The sequence below is a fragment of the Streptomyces asiaticus genome, assembly GCF_018138715.1.
Lineage (GTDB): Bacteria > Actinomycetota > Actinomycetes > Streptomycetales > Streptomycetaceae > Streptomyces > Streptomyces asiaticus.
This window is the reverse complement of the sequence record NZ_JAGSHX010000006.1, coordinates 9,793,146-9,807,343: the sequence shown is the minus strand read 5'-3', so window position 1 is coordinate 9,807,343 and position 14,198 is coordinate 9,793,146. Positions and strand designations below refer to the sequence as shown.

At 70.8% G+C, this 14,198-nt stretch carries 14 protein-coding genes and 2 pseudogenes; 13 read left to right on the top strand and 3 right to left on the bottom strand.

Annotated features, from left to right (window positions below; translation table 11 throughout):
• Positions 1-88: 88 nt before the first annotated feature.
• Positions 89-760 (bottom strand): annotated as a pseudogene (locus KHP12_RS49105) (MFS transporter); the annotation flags it as partial.
• 151 nt (positions 761-911) lie between these two features.
• Here KHP12_RS49105 and KHP12_RS49100 point away from each other — a divergent pair.
• Positions 912-1,235: pseudogene (locus KHP12_RS49100) on the top strand (respiratory nitrate reductase subunit gamma); the annotation flags it as partial.
• The gene (locus KHP12_RS49095; protein WP_244202841.1) at positions 1,232-1,786 is read left to right on the top strand and encodes a vitamin K epoxide reductase family protein; all 555 of its coding nucleotides are present in this window, start codon (positions 1,232-1,234) and stop codon (positions 1,784-1,786) included. The pseudogene KHP12_RS49100 and the gene KHP12_RS49095, both read left to right, overlap by 4 nt.
• A gap of 15 nt (positions 1,787-1,801) precedes the next feature.
• Here the strand turns inward: KHP12_RS49095 and KHP12_RS49090 are convergent, their stop codons facing one another.
• Positions 1,802-3,112, bottom strand: a complete 1,311-nt coding sequence (locus KHP12_RS49090; RefSeq protein WP_211834748.1) for a globin domain-containing protein — start codon at positions 3,110-3,112, stop codon at positions 1,802-1,804.
• Between the two features lie 331 nt (positions 3,113-3,443).
• Between KHP12_RS49090 and KHP12_RS49085 the strand changes: the two genes are divergently transcribed.
• Both KHP12_RS49085 and KHP12_RS49080 read left to right on the top strand, forming a co-directional pair.
• The gene (locus KHP12_RS49085; protein ID WP_086882161.1) at positions 3,444-3,941 is read left to right on the top strand and encodes a hypothetical protein; all 498 of its coding nucleotides are present in this window, start codon (positions 3,444-3,446) and stop codon (positions 3,939-3,941) included.
• Positions 3,938-4,381 carry a pyridoxamine 5'-phosphate oxidase family protein gene (locus tag KHP12_RS49080; RefSeq protein WP_086882160.1) on the top strand — a complete coding sequence of 148 codons (444 nt, stop codon included), beginning with the start codon at positions 3,938-3,940 and terminating at the stop codon, positions 4,379-4,381. The genes KHP12_RS49085 and KHP12_RS49080 overlap by 4 nt, the downstream gene beginning before the upstream one ends.
• 161 nt (positions 4,382-4,542) lie before the next feature.
• Here the strand turns inward: KHP12_RS49080 and KHP12_RS49075 are convergent, their stop codons facing one another.
• Positions 4,543-5,232 carry a response regulator gene (locus KHP12_RS49075; protein ID WP_086882159.1) on the bottom strand — a complete coding sequence of 230 codons (690 nt, stop codon included), beginning with the start codon at positions 5,230-5,232 and terminating at the stop codon, positions 4,543-4,545.
• 218 nt (positions 5,233-5,450) lie between these two features.
• On the opposite strand from KHP12_RS49075, the gene KHP12_RS49070 reads away from it, so the two are divergent.
• The 9 genes from KHP12_RS49070 (at position 5,451) to KHP12_RS49030 (ending at position 14,193) form a co-directional block, all read left to right on the top strand.
• Positions 5,451-5,687 carry a hypothetical protein gene (locus KHP12_RS49070; RefSeq protein ID WP_246648953.1) on the top strand — a complete coding sequence of 79 codons (237 nt, stop codon included), beginning with the start codon at positions 5,451-5,453 and terminating at the stop codon, positions 5,685-5,687.
• 27 nt (positions 5,688-5,714) lie between these two features.
• Positions 5,715-6,191: a universal stress protein gene (locus tag KHP12_RS49065; protein ID WP_086882158.1), complete on the top strand. Its 477-nt coding sequence runs from the start codon at positions 5,715-5,717 to the stop codon at positions 6,189-6,191.
• 82 nt (positions 6,192-6,273) lie between these two features.
• Positions 6,274-6,486: a hypothetical protein gene (locus KHP12_RS49060; protein WP_086880738.1), complete on the top strand. Its 213-nt coding sequence runs from the start codon at positions 6,274-6,276 to the stop codon at positions 6,484-6,486.
• A 56-nt stretch (positions 6,487-6,542) separates the two neighbouring features.
• Positions 6,543-7,418, top strand: coding sequence for a universal stress protein (locus KHP12_RS49055; protein ID WP_086880816.1), 876 nt, complete (start codon positions 6,543-6,545; stop codon positions 7,416-7,418).
• 436 nt (positions 7,419-7,854) lie between these two features.
• The gene (locus tag KHP12_RS49050) at positions 7,855-8,280 is read left to right on the top strand and encodes a site-specific integrase (RefSeq protein ID WP_086880739.1); all 426 of its coding nucleotides are present in this window, start codon (positions 7,855-7,857) and stop codon (positions 8,278-8,280) included.
• A 183-nt stretch (positions 8,281-8,463) separates the two neighbouring features.
• Positions 8,464-9,321, top strand: coding sequence for a hypothetical protein (locus tag KHP12_RS49045; protein WP_086880740.1), 858 nt, complete (start codon positions 8,464-8,466; stop codon positions 9,319-9,321).
• A gap of 550 nt (positions 9,322-9,871) precedes the next feature.
• Positions 9,872-11,347, top strand: a complete 1,476-nt coding sequence (locus KHP12_RS49040) for a condensation domain-containing protein (protein ID WP_211834747.1) — start codon at positions 9,872-9,874, stop codon at positions 11,345-11,347.
• The gene (locus KHP12_RS49035) at positions 11,341-12,792 is read left to right on the top strand and encodes a condensation domain-containing protein (protein ID WP_211834746.1); all 1,452 of its coding nucleotides are present in this window, start codon (positions 11,341-11,343) and stop codon (positions 12,790-12,792) included. Before KHP12_RS49040 ends, KHP12_RS49035 begins: the two co-directional genes overlap by 7 nt.
• A gap of 12 nt (positions 12,793-12,804) precedes the next feature.
• Positions 12,805-14,193: a condensation domain-containing protein gene (locus KHP12_RS49030; protein ID WP_167442424.1), complete on the top strand. Its 1,389-nt coding sequence runs from the start codon at positions 12,805-12,807 to the stop codon at positions 14,191-14,193.
• The last annotated feature ends 5 nt before the right edge of the window (positions 14,194-14,198 follow it).

Genomic DNA, 14,198 nt, shown 5'->3' with positions numbered 1-14,198 from the left:
CGCCCGGCGCGTGCCGTCGGCCGGTCGAGGGTGCCACGCGGAGGGAGGGAAGGAACCGTCAGGCCATCGTGTGGCTCTCTTTTCCCGCTCAGTGCGCCTGGGGTGCGGGAGTCCGCCGGGTGCCCGCGTGGCGCACGCCCGTGCCGGTGAAGGTGAGAGCCGCGGCCGCCACCACCGCGAGGAGGACCAGGCCGAGGGCGTACGAGCCGTACGCGCCGTACAGCGAGCCCATCACCAGTGGTGGGACGAAGCCTCCGAGGCCACCCGCGGCGCCGACGACGCCGGTGACCGGGCCGACCTTGTCCGCCGGGGCCAGCAGAGCGACCAGGGCGAAGACGGCGCCACTGCCCGCGCCGAGCGCGGCGGCCATCGCCAGGAACGTGATCGTCGCCACCGGCGCCAGGGACGGTGTGAACGACTGGGTGAAGGCCGCGACGAGGACCACGGCCAGCGTCGCGTCGAGCACCCGCACCGGGCCGATGCGGTCCGACAGCCAGCCGCCGATCGGGCGCATCACGACCGCCAGCAGCACGAAGCCGGCCATGCGGTTCGCCGCGCCCGTCTGGGTCAGTCCGTAGCCGGTCTTCAGGTAGGTGGGCAGGTAGACGGAGAAGGCGACGTAGCCGCCGAAAGCCACCGCGTACAGGGCGGATGCCTGCCAGGTGATGCCGAGCCCGAGGGTGGCGGCGAGGCGGCGGCCCAGCGATTCGGTGGGCACCGTACGGCCGGGCGCATCGCGCAGCGCCAGGGCGGCCACCGCCCCGAGTACGAACCGCGGGGCTGCCCACGCGGCGCGTCGTTCTCCTGGTACACCTACTCGCCCAGCCGGGTCCGCTACCCGTATGTGCGGGGTGCGCTGCTGAAGCCGTGGCGCGCGGCGCGCCGCCGCCTCGGCAACCCGGTGGCGGCCTGGGATCAGCGCCACGGCCGCGCACAACGTCTTCGGGCCCGGCTACAACTACCGCGAGACCGTCTCGGTCTGGTTCCGCGGCGTCTTCGACCTCCACCCGCACCCCGAGGCGATCGCCGGGGCGCCGCTCCTGTTCCAGCTGCACGTCCTGAGCGCGTGCCTGCTCTTCGCGGCCTGGCCGTTCACCCGCCTGGTCCACGTCTGGAGCGCCCCGATCGGCTGTCTCATCCGCCCCTACCTGGTCTACCGACGCCGCGCGGCCACTCCGGCACCAGTGGTGCGCACCGGCTCGGCTCCCGCATCGCGTACCAGGCGCGCCGCATGAGTCGGGCCCGCCCCGGACGGGCGGATCGGCGCACCGGTTGGCTGCTGACCCTGACCGGGGCCGTCGGCTGGCTCGCCTCCTTCCAACTCACGGTGGATGACTGGCGGCTGCTGAAGGACCCGGCGTATCAGCCGCCGTGCGACATCAGCCCGATCGTCAGCTGCGGCGGCGTCATGTCCAGTCCGGAGGGCAGCGCCTTCGGATTCCCCAACATGCTGCTCGGCCTCGGCGCCTTCGCCGCGGTCGCCGTCCTCGGACTGGCCGTGCTCACCGGAGCCCGTCTGCACCGGATGCTGTGGCTGGCGCTGAACGCCGGTGCCCTCGCCGGTGCGGTGTTCGTGCACTGGCTGATCTACCAGTCGCTGTTCGGGCTCGGCAGGCTCTGCCCCTACTGCGCCGTGGTCCGGGCCGTCACCATCGCCCTGTTCTGGTACGTCACGCTGCACAACCTCGACCGGGGAGCCATCCCCGTACCGGCGGCCGGCCGGGGCGCCCTCTCGATCTGGTCCTGGAAACGCACTGGATACTTCTCGCCGGCTGGTACGGCGTGATCGCTGTCCTGGTCCTCATCCGCTTCTGGTCCTACTGGAGCAGCTTGCTGTAAACGGGCCGGGCCCCACGGACCGGCTGGTCCGTGGGGCCTGCTTCCTGCTGCCCGGCGGCCGGGCGTCACAGCCCTCGGCGTGGGCCAGCCACAGGTCGGGGCCGAAGACCTCGTAGCGGATGCGGCGTGCGGGGACACCCGCCTGGAGCAGTTGGGCGCGGACGGCGCGCATGAAGGGGAGTGCACCGCACAGGTACACATCGGCGTCGGCGGGCAGGTCCAGTCCGTCGAGGTCCATCAGGCCCGTGCGCGCACCGGCTTCCTCGGCCGCGTCCTGTTCGTACCAGAACTCCGCTCGCGCCTCGGGCAGCTGGGCCACGAGACGGCGGGTGTCGGCCCGCAGGGCGTGGTCGGCCGGAGCGCGGTCGGCGTGCACGACACGGACCGGCCGGGCCGAACCGGTGGCGGCGAGGTGTTCGAGCATCGCGACCATGGGGGTGCAGCCGATACCTGCGGACACCAGCACGAGCGGGGTGTCGGTGTCATCGAGGACCACGTCTCCGAACGGGGCCGACAGGGTGAGTTCACCGCCGGCCCGGACGGTGCGGTGCAGTTGGTGGGACACCTCGCCCTCGGGGGCGCCGGCCACGCTCGCCACGCGCTTGACGGTGATGCGCCGCAGCCGGTCGCCGAGGGCGTTGGACAGGCTGTACTGGCGGGTCTGGTGGGTTCCGTCGGGCATGAGCGCCCGGACGCTGACGTACTGACCGGCGCGGGCAGCGGGCGGCGGGCCGTCATCGGCCGGGCGCAGCAGGAAGGAGGCCACGTCCGGGGTCTCCTCCCGCCGCTCCACGACGGTCCACTGCCGCCACGGGTGCCGCGGGTCGACCTCGGCTTCCTGGTAGAGGCGGGCCTCCTGGGCGACGAGGGCACCGGCCATCAGCCAGTACACCTCGTCCCAGGCGGAGGCCACCTCCGCGGTGACGGCATCGCCCAGCACCTCGCCGATGGCGCGGAACAGGTATTTGTGGACGATCGAGTACTGGTCCTCGGTGACACCGAGCGCGGCGTGCTTGTGGGCGATCCGGGACAGCAGCGCGTCGGGCCGGGTCTCGGGATCGGCCAGCAGCGCCTGGGCGAAGGCCGCGATCGATCCCGCCAGGGCCTTGCGCTGCTCGCCGCTGGCCTGATTGCCACGGTTGAACAGTCCGTCCAGCAGCTCGGGTCGCTCGGCGAACATGGTGCCGTAGAAGCGCGCCGTGATCTCGTCCAGGGCCTCGCTGACAACGGGCAGGGTGGCGCGAATGACAGGGGCCGATTCAAGCGAAAGCATGGCTCTCCTCTGTGCGGGTGGTGTGCGGGCACGTAGGGGGACGGCGCTCACCGCCACAGCCGGGTCCGTCGTGTGGATCGCACCAGTACATCGATCGTGCCGGTGGCACGGCGATCCCGAGTAGGGCCGAACTTCCTTGATACCAAGCCCCGTCGGGCCGAGTGAGGCTCGACCGTTCGCGCGCGGACCGACGGAAACCAGAGCGGCGTCGGCTTGCCCCCGCAAGGACCGACCGGCCCTTTCCTCGTTCCGCTCGGCTCTGGCGCGCCGCGCCCGAACCCGGAGACGATCAAGCAGACCAGTGAGCGGTGAGGAGAAAGGACAGTCGGGAATGATCGCTGTCGTAGGGCATCCCGATCTCAGCACGTCGACGCTCGTGCTGGTGGAGGAGGAACTGCGAGCGCGGCTGGTCGAGTTCGCCCGGGCGGGCAGAGCCGGTCTGGTCCGCGCCGGAAAGGGGTTGCCGACGGCCTTCGGGAGGGCCGCCCGTAAGGCCGGGCTGGCCCTGGTGACGGTCCTGCCCTCGCGCAACGGCGTGCCAACGCAGTTGGCCGAGCTCGACCGCAGGGCCGCCGGCGAACTGCTGCTGCTGTCGGAGCAGGTGCGGCTGGTGGAGTACGACCCCGGCGACCGCGGCTCGTGCGTGACCGCGGACGAGAGCTTGCTGCGCCACTGCGCCCGCGTGCTCGCGGTATGGGACGGCTCGCCGTCCAACGGCCGGGACGTCACGGCGCATCTGGTGGCCTACGCGCGCAGTCACGGGGTCGATGTCGAGGTGATCTGGCCGCGGGGGGCCAGGCACGGGACCGTCTGCCGGGAACCGTCATGACCGTTCGGCCTCTTCCTCCCGCTCCTGGCACTCGTATGGTGGAGCTGGACCGGAAGGAATCAATCACGCTGCTGACGGGCGTGTCCATGGGGCGGGTGGGCTTCACCCACCAGGCGCTCCCGGTGATCCGGCCGGTCAACCACCTCGTGAACGACGACGGCGACATCGTCATCCGCACCCACGCCGGTGCCGCGCTGCTGGCCACCGCGTCGGCCTCCGAGGTGGTGGTGTACGAGGCCGACCAGATCGACGAGGCCACGCACACCGGCTGGAGTGTGATGATCACCGGCACCGCGAGCCGTGTCACGGATCCGCAGGCACTCTCCCGCTACCGCACCGAGCTGACGCCCTGGATCAACACGGAGATGGAGCACGTGGTCCGCATCCGTGCCGAGTTCGTGACCGGCTACCGGCTGGAGACGACGCCATCGCCCCCGTAGCAGGCGTCTCAGGCCGTTGCTCCGCGCGGGTTTCGCCGGCGTCATCGGTACGTGGCGTGACCGACCCCCCGACGGGGCCGGGCGTACCCGGTCGGCGTACCGCCGTCAGCCGGTCGAAGCCGCTTCGGCAGTCCGGGATTCGGCCCCACCGACACCGGTCTTCAGCGGGCTTCCCGGCGCTGCCGGTCCTGGGCCTGGGTGGCGATGACCGCGGCCTGGATGCGACGTTCCACGCCGAGCTTGGCCAGCAGACGGGAGACGTGGTTCTTCACCGTCTTCTCGGCCAGGTACAGCCGCTGGCCGATCTGGCGGTTGGTCAGCCCCTCGCCGATCAGAGCCAGGATCTCGCGCTCCCGTTGCGTCAGGCCGGGCAGAGCGTCGGGCTCCTCCTGCCGCTGCTCTCCGCGCAGCCGGGCCATCAGCCTGGTGGCGGCGCTCGGGTCGAGCAGGGACTGGCCGTCGGCCAGGGTGCGTACCGCGGACACCAGGTCCGAGCCCTGGATCTGCTTCAGGACGTACCCGGAGGCGCCCGCCGTGATCGAGTCCAGCAGGGCCTCCTCCTCGTCGAAGGAGGTCAGCATCAGGCAGGCGAGCTCGGGCATGCGCGAGCGCAACTCCCGGCACACGGACACGCCGTCCCCGTCGGGCAGGCGAACGTCGAGAATGGCCACCCGCGGTCGCAGCGCGGGGACGCGGACCAGGGCCTGCTCCACCGTCCCGGCCTCACCGACCACGCTGATGTCCGGCTCGTCGTCGAGCAGGTCGCGCACACCACGCCGTACCACCTCGTGGTCGTCCAGCAGGAAGACCCGGGTGGGGTTGCCGGGGCCCGGCCGCTCGCTGTCCGCCATGGATGACTCCCTGTAGGTTCCGCGTTCCGTCGATGCCCGATCGCGTCGGGACCGGGCATCGAACCGAGATCTTTCTCGCGTTCGTGCCGAGGGACCAGGGCCGGTCGGCCCAATTCCTCCCGCAGCGCCGCCCTGGCCACGGTGCGGACGGCGTCCGAGACGGCCCGCCGGGCCACCTCCGGCGCGGCCCCGGCGTGGAGCGACCGGGTCACCGAATCGTGTCGTTGCCCTACGCCGCCAGGACCGGTGGTCTGCCGGTCAGGGCATGGCCTCCGACGACACCGCGCTACATCCGCGGACTCTTCCAGGGCGTCGGCCGCGCCCTGAGCGACGAGAGTCACTCCCTGCACCGACCCGCCGCCGACCACGAGCCCCCCAACGGGAACAACGAACGCGTCCGCACCACTTGGTTCGACGCTGCCAGGTGCTCAACGCTCACCCAGGAGCTCCAGTAGCAGCTCGACGCCCTCGCCAAGCACGGCATGGGGCCGGTCGGCCGCGCTCAGGGGACCTGGGGCCCATCCCTCCGCCCCATCCCCGTCGAGAGAGTGGAAGCGCGCCCCGGAAGGAGGTCCGCACCATGCCCCGTACCCGATGCTCGAAGGCGCGTTCGACGCGGCTGCCCGCCGGGGGCGACACTGCGTGTCATCCACGGATGGAGCCCGTCCCCCGCCTCCGGCTACCCGGTCCCCTCAGGCACCGGACAGCCGGCTCAGGTCGCGAGTGAGCCGGCTGACGTGCTCCGCCCGTGGCGGGCGAAATTTCCCGGCGTAGAGGTGAGCGAGCAGGCCGTGGTCGGCAGCCCCGCAGGGCACCTGGTGGACGCATCGGCCCACGCCGCCCTGGTGGTCGTCGGCCGCTTCACCCACGGCCCGCGGCCCGGCCCGCGCATCGGTCCGGTCACCCACTCCGTACCGCACCACTCCACCGCGCCGGTGGCGATGACCGCGCACAGCTGACGCCCCGTCGAGAGGCAGCCGCGAAGCCGACACCGTTCCCGGTCCGTCCGTCCGTCCGTCCGTCCGTCGAAGGGAACCATCCATGTTCAGAACCGTGTTGCACACCGTCCTCGCCTCGTCCCTGCTGACACCGGCTCCGGCCGTGCCCACCGCCGCACACACCGCCGCCTCGACACCGCGTGAGTCGGGTGTTCAGGAGGACACCGTGCCGGCGGACCGGTCGGGTGCCGCGAAGTCCGCCTTCGACCACGTCGCGCTCATCTCCGACATCAGCGTGACCAAGGTCCAGCGATGAATCTCCCCGGCGCGGAACATCCGCTGCCCACCCCCTCACACGCGGAGGTACGTGTCATGCTTCGCCCTGTCGTCGTCGGGCTCGACGGCTCCCCCGAGAGCTTCACCGCGGCCAACTGGGCGGCCCGCGAGGCCCAGCGCCGCGGGCTGCCACTGCACCTGGTGCACGCCTGGCTCTGGCAGGCCGGCGATCTGCCCGCCGCGGACAGCGAGGACACCGTGCGGCACTGGGCACGGCGCATCCTGCGCGACGCCGAGAAAGAACTGAGCGGCCGCCACCCCGACCTTCCGCTCACCACCGAGCAGATGCCCACCACGGCCGTCACAGCGTTGCTGGAGCGGGCGGAGAGCGCCGAGATGCTGGTGGTCGGCTCGCGCGGGCTCAGCGCCCTCACCGGCTTCCTGCTCGGCTCCGTCGGCCAGCAGGTCCTCGCCCGTGCGACGTGCCCGGTGGTGATGGTGCGGGCGAACGAACAGTCCGCCGCCGAGCGGCCGGGCGACGAGGTCGTCGTCGCGCTCCAGAACCTGACGGAGGCCCCCGGGCCGCTGCTGGACTTCGCGTTCGCCGCGGCGTGCGCGCGCGGGGCGACGTTGCGGGTCGTGCACGTCCGCAAGCTGCCCCCTTCCGACTACGGGTACGGCCTCGCCACGGGGCCCGTCGGCTACTTGAACGGTGATCTGGAGGCCCAGGTGAACCGGGAACTGGAAAAGGCCCTGGAACCGTGGCGGGAGAAGTACCGGCGGGTGACGGTGGAACGCACGATCGATCTCGCGTTCGTGGCCGGGGCCGTGCTGCGGGCCACCGCCCAGGCCGGGCTGCTGGTGGTCGGCCGGCGGACACACCGTCCCGCCCTGGGGGCACACATCGGCCCGGTCACGCACGCGGTGCTGCACCACTCCCCCGTTCCCGTGGCCGTCGTACCGCACGGCTGAAAGCCGACCCCCGGCGCCCGGCCGAGGCGGCCTGCGGTCACCGACGAGGTGAGGATCGCCAAGGCGGCGGTCCCCCACATCGAGCGCCCCTGGTCGGCCACGGCCAACCTCCGGGTGGGTCGCACCGTCGTGATTGTCCACGGGCGGTCTCTGGCCGCAAGCAACTGTTGCTGGGATTTCAGTGACTGTGGGTGGCTGTATGTTCACTCCTTGATGATCGATGAACTTGAGGTGGAAGCCGGTCCGTTGGCGCGGTGGCAGGTGCATTGGTGCGACCCGCGGCGGGAGGTTTCGTGGTACGCGGCTGATCCGGTGCCGGCGGGCTTGCCGACGCTGGCGGAGTGGGCGCACGCGGACGGTACGCAGCTGGGACAGCCGGTGCTGCTGCGGGCCGATGGGTGGTCGGTGCCGGAGGTCAATGGGTCTTCGCCCTCGGATGCGCAACGCGAGCGCGGGCACGCGGAGGAAGTACGCCTTCGCGGTAGCCGTCTGGCTGGGATTCCTTGATGCGGCGGGCCGGGCCTGGCACGACGCGAACGCAGAGGACGTCGCCGGGTTCACGTTCTGGCGGATGACCGACGAGGCGAACGTCCGGCGCGTGGCCGGCGGGACGGTGCTGGACGACCTGGTCGCGATCAGCGCGTTCTACCGCTGGGCCGGGTTCCGGTTCGGAGTGAGTGATCCGGTGGCCCGACGGCAGGTTCCCGGCCCTGACCCGGGCACGAGCACGGAGTCGTTCGAGGCCGGCCCGCACCTCGTGCGCAGCAAGGACGTGAAGTGGCTGGACCCGGCCGGTTACGCCCGCTGGGTCGACGTCGGGCTGCGCGGACTGGACCTGCGCGGTCGGGAGATCGACGGGTGACGCGGGCGCAACAGCCAGCGTGACTGCGCGTTCGTCGACGGGCTCTACGGCACCGGGCTGCGGCTGAGTGAGTGGGCCAGCGTCCTGCGCCTGGAGCTGCCCGCCGACGACGAGGCCCGCACCTACTACACCTGCCGGCTGGCGGAGGCATGCGCCAAGGGTGGACGTGGGCGCCGGTTCTGGATGCCGCGCAGCGTGCTGGTCGACGTCCTGGCCTACGAGGAGGGTGAACGCGCCGCAGCGGTCCGCCGCGCCCAGCGCGCCTGCCGCTACGAGCGGCTGCCGCAGTTGCTGCTGGTCGAACGCAGGACCCGCAACCGGCGGTTGGAGATGCGCGACGCAGGCGGCCGGCGGATGACCGCGTCGCTGGACTCGCTGGACCCCGCCGCCCGCAAGAGGTTGTTCCGCCGGACCGCCGCCGACCCCACCGCGGACAACGAGGCGTTCGTGCCGTTCGCACGGAAGCTGCCGCATCCGATCATCGGCGAACTGCTCGCCGGGGCCGAGCCCGGGAGCGATGTCGTCACCACCCGCAGCACCGCCAACGTACGGCGCTACTACGAAAAGACGGCGGGGCCCGAGGGTTTCGCCGTTCTCGGGGACGCCGTCGCCGGGTACAACCCGGTCTATGGTCATGGGCTCAGCGCCGCCGCGCAGAGTGTCGTGGCCGTGCGCGAGGTCGTGCGCCGGCGGCCGATCGGGGCGCCCGGCACGGCCCGGCGCATCCAGCGGGCGGCGGCCCGTCCAGTGGACAACGCGTGGAATCTGGCCGTGGGCCAGGACGTGTTCCACCCCGGCGCCAGCGACCAGCCCCCGACCCGCCTCGAAAAGAGCCTCGCGGCGTTCGTCGACCGGGTCGTCGACGCGGGTGCCCGCAACCCCCGCGCCCTGCGCATCCTCCTGGATGTGATGAGCATGGAGAAGCCGCCGGCGCGGCTGCTCATGCCCGACATGCCGGCCCTGGTCTGTCTGGGCCGGAGGAAGCCCCTGCTCCCGGGCCCGCCGCTGACGGACGACGAACTCAAGGCCGCGGGGATCTGACCGAACGCGGCGCCCGGCCGGGCATCCGCTGCGGCTCAAGGCGGCGCGGAGGTTCCTGAACCCGCGGGCTCATCGGTCCGGGTGAGCCCGCCGGGCTCCGCAGGCCGTTCACAGGGACGCCGCAGGTCCCCGACGCCGGACATCATTCCGTGGGTCCCGACATTCGCGACTGAACACCCACCCATGTTCGCCGGCATGAAGGCGTCCAAGCAGTCGACCCACATTCGAGCCGCCCCGCGACCCATCGGCCGACGAACGCCTCCGGTATCCCGGAAGTCATGACCAAAAATCGCTCCCCATTCGCATCAGCCAGCGGAATTCCCGAGTGCGAAACCCCTTACGGGCCGGTGAAACCCCCTTGCAAATTACACTGACTGCTGAGTAACATCCCGTCCCGGCTGTTGAACGCATTCAGGCTCAGCGAAACATTGCCGCCATGTTAACAGCGGAAGTCACACAATGACGCCCGCCCGGACAATCGACTGCTCTTTACGCTCACGCCACCCCACATCGTTTACGAGCGACAGGCAGACACGTGAAATTCATCGATATGCACGACCTTGATGTCCTGCCAGGACTGCTCACCGTCTGGCGACCTGCGCCCGCAGGACCGCACTCGACCCCCTGGATACCGGATCCACGACCGGCGTCGTACCTCCAGGAGGCGCACATCAGGGAAGCATGCATCACCGACCCCGGCCCGCGCCCACCCTCCTGGCTGGCGACCGTCTTCGAACTGCCCGGGGAACTGAACGCCGGGGCGCTGGAGCGGGCACTGCTCGGCTGGATCGACCGGCACGAATCGCTGCGCAGCCGACTGCTCCCCCACGGCGGGCCTGGTGCCGGGCCCAGGGGCGGTCGGGTGAGCCGGGCGACGCTGCGGGCGGGGACGGTTGCCATGCTGCGTACCGTCGTCGGTGACTTTCCGAGCGGCGACGAACTCTCGCACCGTATCGAGGCATTGTTCGACCAGGAGACGGATCCGCTCACCTGGCCGTCGTTCGTCTTCGCCACCGTCGGACATACCGACACCGAATCCACCACGCTCTATGTGGGCTTCGACCACTCCAACGTGGACGGCTACTCCATCTTTCTCATCGCACACGAGATCCGTGAGCTGTACGCGGCAGCGTTGCGGGGCAGGCCTGCGGAACTGGCCGAGGTGGGGAGCTTTCTCGACTTCGCCGGGAGCGAGCGGGCGGGCGCGGCGCTGGTGCACAGCGAGCATGAGGCGGTCGCCGGGTGGCGCGACTTCGTCGCGACGAACGGCGGGGAGTTGCCGGGCTTCCCAGCTCCGCCGGGCACACCGGCGAGCGGCACCGGGGCCGTCGGCGACGTCACCGGTCAGGGCCTGGGCCACGGACACGCCGGGGCCCAGGCACAGGCCGGCGGCTGCGAGTGGCTCCTCGACGCGCAGGGGGCGCAGGCCTTCCAGGACGCCTGCGTCAGGAAGGGCGGGAACTTCTTCTCCGGGGCGCTCGCGTGCCTGGCGATCGTGGCGCACGGGAACACGGGGCAGCAGCGGTTCCGTGCGATCGCACCGTTCCACACCCGGACCGATCCGCAGTGGGCCCAGTCGGTCGGCTGGTACGTCGGACTGGCGCCGGTCGGATTCGCGGTGCGCGGCACCGACGCCTTCCGTGAAGTGATGGCGGAAGCCGGCCTAGCGTTGAAACGCGCGAAACCCCTGGCGACTGTGCCGCTTCCCCGCATCACCGAATTACTCGGGATGCCACTCGAACCACGGTTCATGGTCTCGTACATGGATATACGCAGAACTCCGGGCGCGGAACAGTGGGGCGAATGGCGGGCGTTCGCGCTGCGCAGCCGCCGGATACATCCCCACGAAGTGTTCCTCTGGATCATGCGCTCACGCCGCGGCGTCTACCTGAGTTTCCGATACCCGGATACGGAGGGCATCAGAACCGCCGTTCCACGCCATATCGAACAGACCGGATGGCTCATGGAACAGATTGCCAATGAAGGCAGTGAAGACTGCCGAGGAAAGGAATCCACAACATGCTGATGACACCGATTCTCGAATACGCTCCGGAACCCGGTGAACTGGTCGAATTCCGGGTACCCGCTGCGGTACTGGAGGTCACCGCCAAGGCGCCCGAGCACCCGGCCCCGCCGTCCTATGTACAGGAGAACCACATCTGGCGGCGGCTGGCCAACCAGATCGCGGGCAAACGGCACTCGGGGTGGCTGGGCATCGTGTTCGACGTGCCCGGCAGACTCGACACCGGGGCGATGGCGACGGCGCTGGAGAAGTGGGTACGTCGCCATCCCACGCTGCTGACCTGGTTCGACGTGGAAACGGTCGCAACGGGGGCGGATACCCTTCCACGCCTGCGGCGCCATGCGCTCAACCCGGAGACGGAAACATTGTCGCCCCTGTTGGAGCCGGTCTCCCTCGGCTCGTACGGCTCGGGGTCCGCCGTCCGCGACCACCTGGTGAAGCTGTTCGACAACGGCACAGACCCGCTGCGCTGGCCGCCGTTCGTCGCCGGCGCCGTCGTACGGGACGACGGGACCGCGTCCACGGTGTTCTTCGCCGTCGACCACACCCACTCCGACGGGTTCTCGGTCGTGCTGGTATTCGACGAACTGCGCACGCTGTACGAGGCCGAACTGAGCGGAGTCGAGGCGGAGTTGCCCGCCGTCGGCAGCTATGTCGACTACTGCGCCCTCGACCGCGAACGGTCCGCGGCGATCACCGTGGACTCGCCCGAGGTACGCCGCTGGCTGGAGTTCTACCTGGCCGGGCCGCCGCCCACGTTCCCGCTGGACATCGGAGTGGAGCCGGGGAAGACGTACCCCAGCATCCCGATCGAGATGGATCTGCTGGATACGGCGGAGGCCGAGGCGTTCTCCAAGGCGTGCAAGGCGCAGGGGGCCGGTTTCTCGGCCGGGCTGCTGGCGGCCCTGGCCCTCAGCGGGTACGAACTCGGTGGCCATGAGTCCTACCGGGGGCTGACCGTCGTCCATACCCGGGACGAAGCACGCTGGCAGTACACCCAGGGCTGGTTCATCAATCTGGCGCCGGTCGAATTTCCGGTCGGCGGGCGCCCGTTCAGCCAGGTCGTGGGCGATGCGCAGCGGGCCTTCGAAGGAGCGCGGGAACTGGCGAGGGTGTCGCCTCTGCGGGTGGCGGAACTGATGCCGGGGCTGTCCGCCACCGTGCAGTCGGACGCCGCGGCCGTGCCGCCCATGACCTCGTACATCGATGTGCGGCACGCGCCCGGGTCGAAGGACTGGGCAGCGGCCAACTGCAACGCGCTGGTGGGGCCCGGGGACAGCAGGGAGGTACCTGTCTGGGTGAACCGGCTGTGGGGTCGCACCTATCTGAAGACGAGGTATCCGGACACCGAGGCCGCCCGGGTCAATGTGCCGCGGTTCTTCGGACATCTGCGGGACGTGCTGCGCGAGATCGCGCGCACCGGTGAATACGGCACGGGCAGGGCCTGATTCACCGTGCACGTGACCACGATCGACCGCTTCGTCCCCGCGCCCGGCCGGGTCGTGGAGTTCGCGACGTCCGCCGCGACCCTGGCCGTTGCGGAAGGCGCTCCCGCCTCCCCCGTACCGCCGTCCTTCAACCAGCGGTTCCACCTGGCGGGGGCCCCGGGCCACTGGCTGGCGTGCGCCTTCGACATCAGGGGGCCAGTCGACACGGAGGCCCTGCGCACGGCCTTCGAGACCTTCGCGGGCCGGCACGAGACGCTGCGCAGTGGGTTCCGTTCGGCCGGGTCCGCGGGACCCGAGCGGTTCGTACTGCCCGCCGAGAAGCTTGAGTTGGTGATGGTGCGCGACGGTGAGACGTACGCGACCGCCGAAGAGCTGCGTACATGGCTCAGGAACCGTCTGGCGGCCAACTGCCGCCCGACGTCCTGGCCCTCCTACCTCTTCGCGGCGATCCTGCGCCCCGACGGCGGCACCGTCGTCTGCGGCTTCGACCACTGCGACGCCGACGGTTACTCGCTGGCGGTGGCGGTGCACGAACTGCACGAGCTCTACACCGGCCGCCCGGCGTCGTCTCTTCCGCCCACAGGCAGCTTCGTGGACTACTGCGCCCTCGAACAGGAGCAGTCTTCAAGCTCTCCCCCGGACTTCACCGACCCCCTCGTCCAGTCCTGGTCGTCCTTCTTCGCCGACTGCGACGGCACGACCCCGTCGTTCCCGCTCCCGCTGGGCATGCCGCCCGGCGAACGGGCCCCGCAGGGCACCGATGTCCGCCGGCTCCTGGACTCCCACGCCACCGACGAGTTCGAACGCCGCTGCCGAGCGGCCGGAGGCAGCGTCTTCACCGGCCTGCTCACCGCCCTCGGCCTGGCCGCACACCGGCTCGGCGCGGACAAGGTGATCAGGCTGCTCGTCCCGCTCCACACGCGCCATGAGGAGCGGTGGCAGCACGCGATGGGCTGGTTCACCACCGTCGCCCCGCTCACTCTCGACGTCAGCGACGCGACCGACCCCGCCGAAGGGTCATCGCGGACCCGGGCCGCGTTCCGCAAGGCTCGCGCCCTGGCCGAACTACCGGTCGAGCAGGTCCTCCCGGCCCTTGGCGACAGCTTCCGGCGCACCCGGACCGACGTCTTCATGGCCTCGTACATCGACTACCGCCGCTTCTCCGGCTCCGCCACCCACCTCGCCCGCCGGGCCCACCACATCAGCAGCGTGACGGTGGCCGACGACGCCCAGTTCTGGTTCTCCCGCACCCATGAGGGCCTCTTCCTGCGCTCCCGCTACCCCGCGACGGCGGCGGCGGAACCGATCGTCCTGTCCTTCGCCGACGCGGTGGGGGTACTGCTGGGGAGGCGCTCCACTCCGTCGCGCGGCCGACGTAGTGAACCGACTGCCGGAAGGTGATCTCG

Bases quoted from the DNA above. Each gene is read 5' to 3' on its own strand.
- KHP12_RS49090 (WP_211834748.1), bottom strand. From the start codon at position 3,112: ATGCTTTCGCTTGAATCGGCCCCTGTCATTCGCGCCACCCTGCCCGTT.
- KHP12_RS49035 (WP_211834746.1), top strand. From the start codon at position 11,341: ATGCTGATGACACCGATTCTCGAATACGCTCCGGAACCCGGTGAACTG.
- KHP12_RS49045 (WP_086880740.1), top strand. From the start codon at position 8,464: ATGCCGCGCAGCGTGCTGGTCGACGTCCTGGCCTACGAGGAGGGTGAA.
- KHP12_RS49080 (WP_086882160.1), top strand. From the start codon at position 3,938: ATGACCGTTCGGCCTCTTCCTCCCGCTCCTGGCACTCGTATGGTGGAG.
- KHP12_RS49085 (WP_086882161.1), top strand. From the start codon at position 3,444: ATGATCGCTGTCGTAGGGCATCCCGATCTCAGCACGTCGACGCTCGTG.
- KHP12_RS49095 (WP_244202841.1), top strand. From the start codon at position 1,232: ATGAGTCGGGCCCGCCCCGGACGGGCGGATCGGCGCACCGGTTGGCTG.
- KHP12_RS49040 (WP_211834747.1), top strand. From the start codon at position 9,872: ATGCACGACCTTGATGTCCTGCCAGGACTGCTCACCGTCTGGCGACCT.
- KHP12_RS49050 (WP_086880739.1), top strand. From the start codon at position 7,855: ATGCGCAACGCGAGCGCGGGCACGCGGAGGAAGTACGCCTTCGCGGTA.
- KHP12_RS49055 (WP_086880816.1), top strand. From the start codon at position 6,543: ATGCTTCGCCCTGTCGTCGTCGGGCTCGACGGCTCCCCCGAGAGCTTC.
- KHP12_RS49065 (WP_086882158.1), top strand. From the start codon at position 5,715: ATGGGGCCGGTCGGCCGCGCTCAGGGGACCTGGGGCCCATCCCTCCGC.
- KHP12_RS49075 (WP_086882159.1), bottom strand. From the start codon at position 5,232: ATGGCGGACAGCGAGCGGCCGGGCCCCGGCAACCCCACCCGGGTCTTC.
- KHP12_RS49060 (WP_086880738.1), top strand. From the start codon at position 6,274: ATGTTCAGAACCGTGTTGCACACCGTCCTCGCCTCGTCCCTGCTGACA.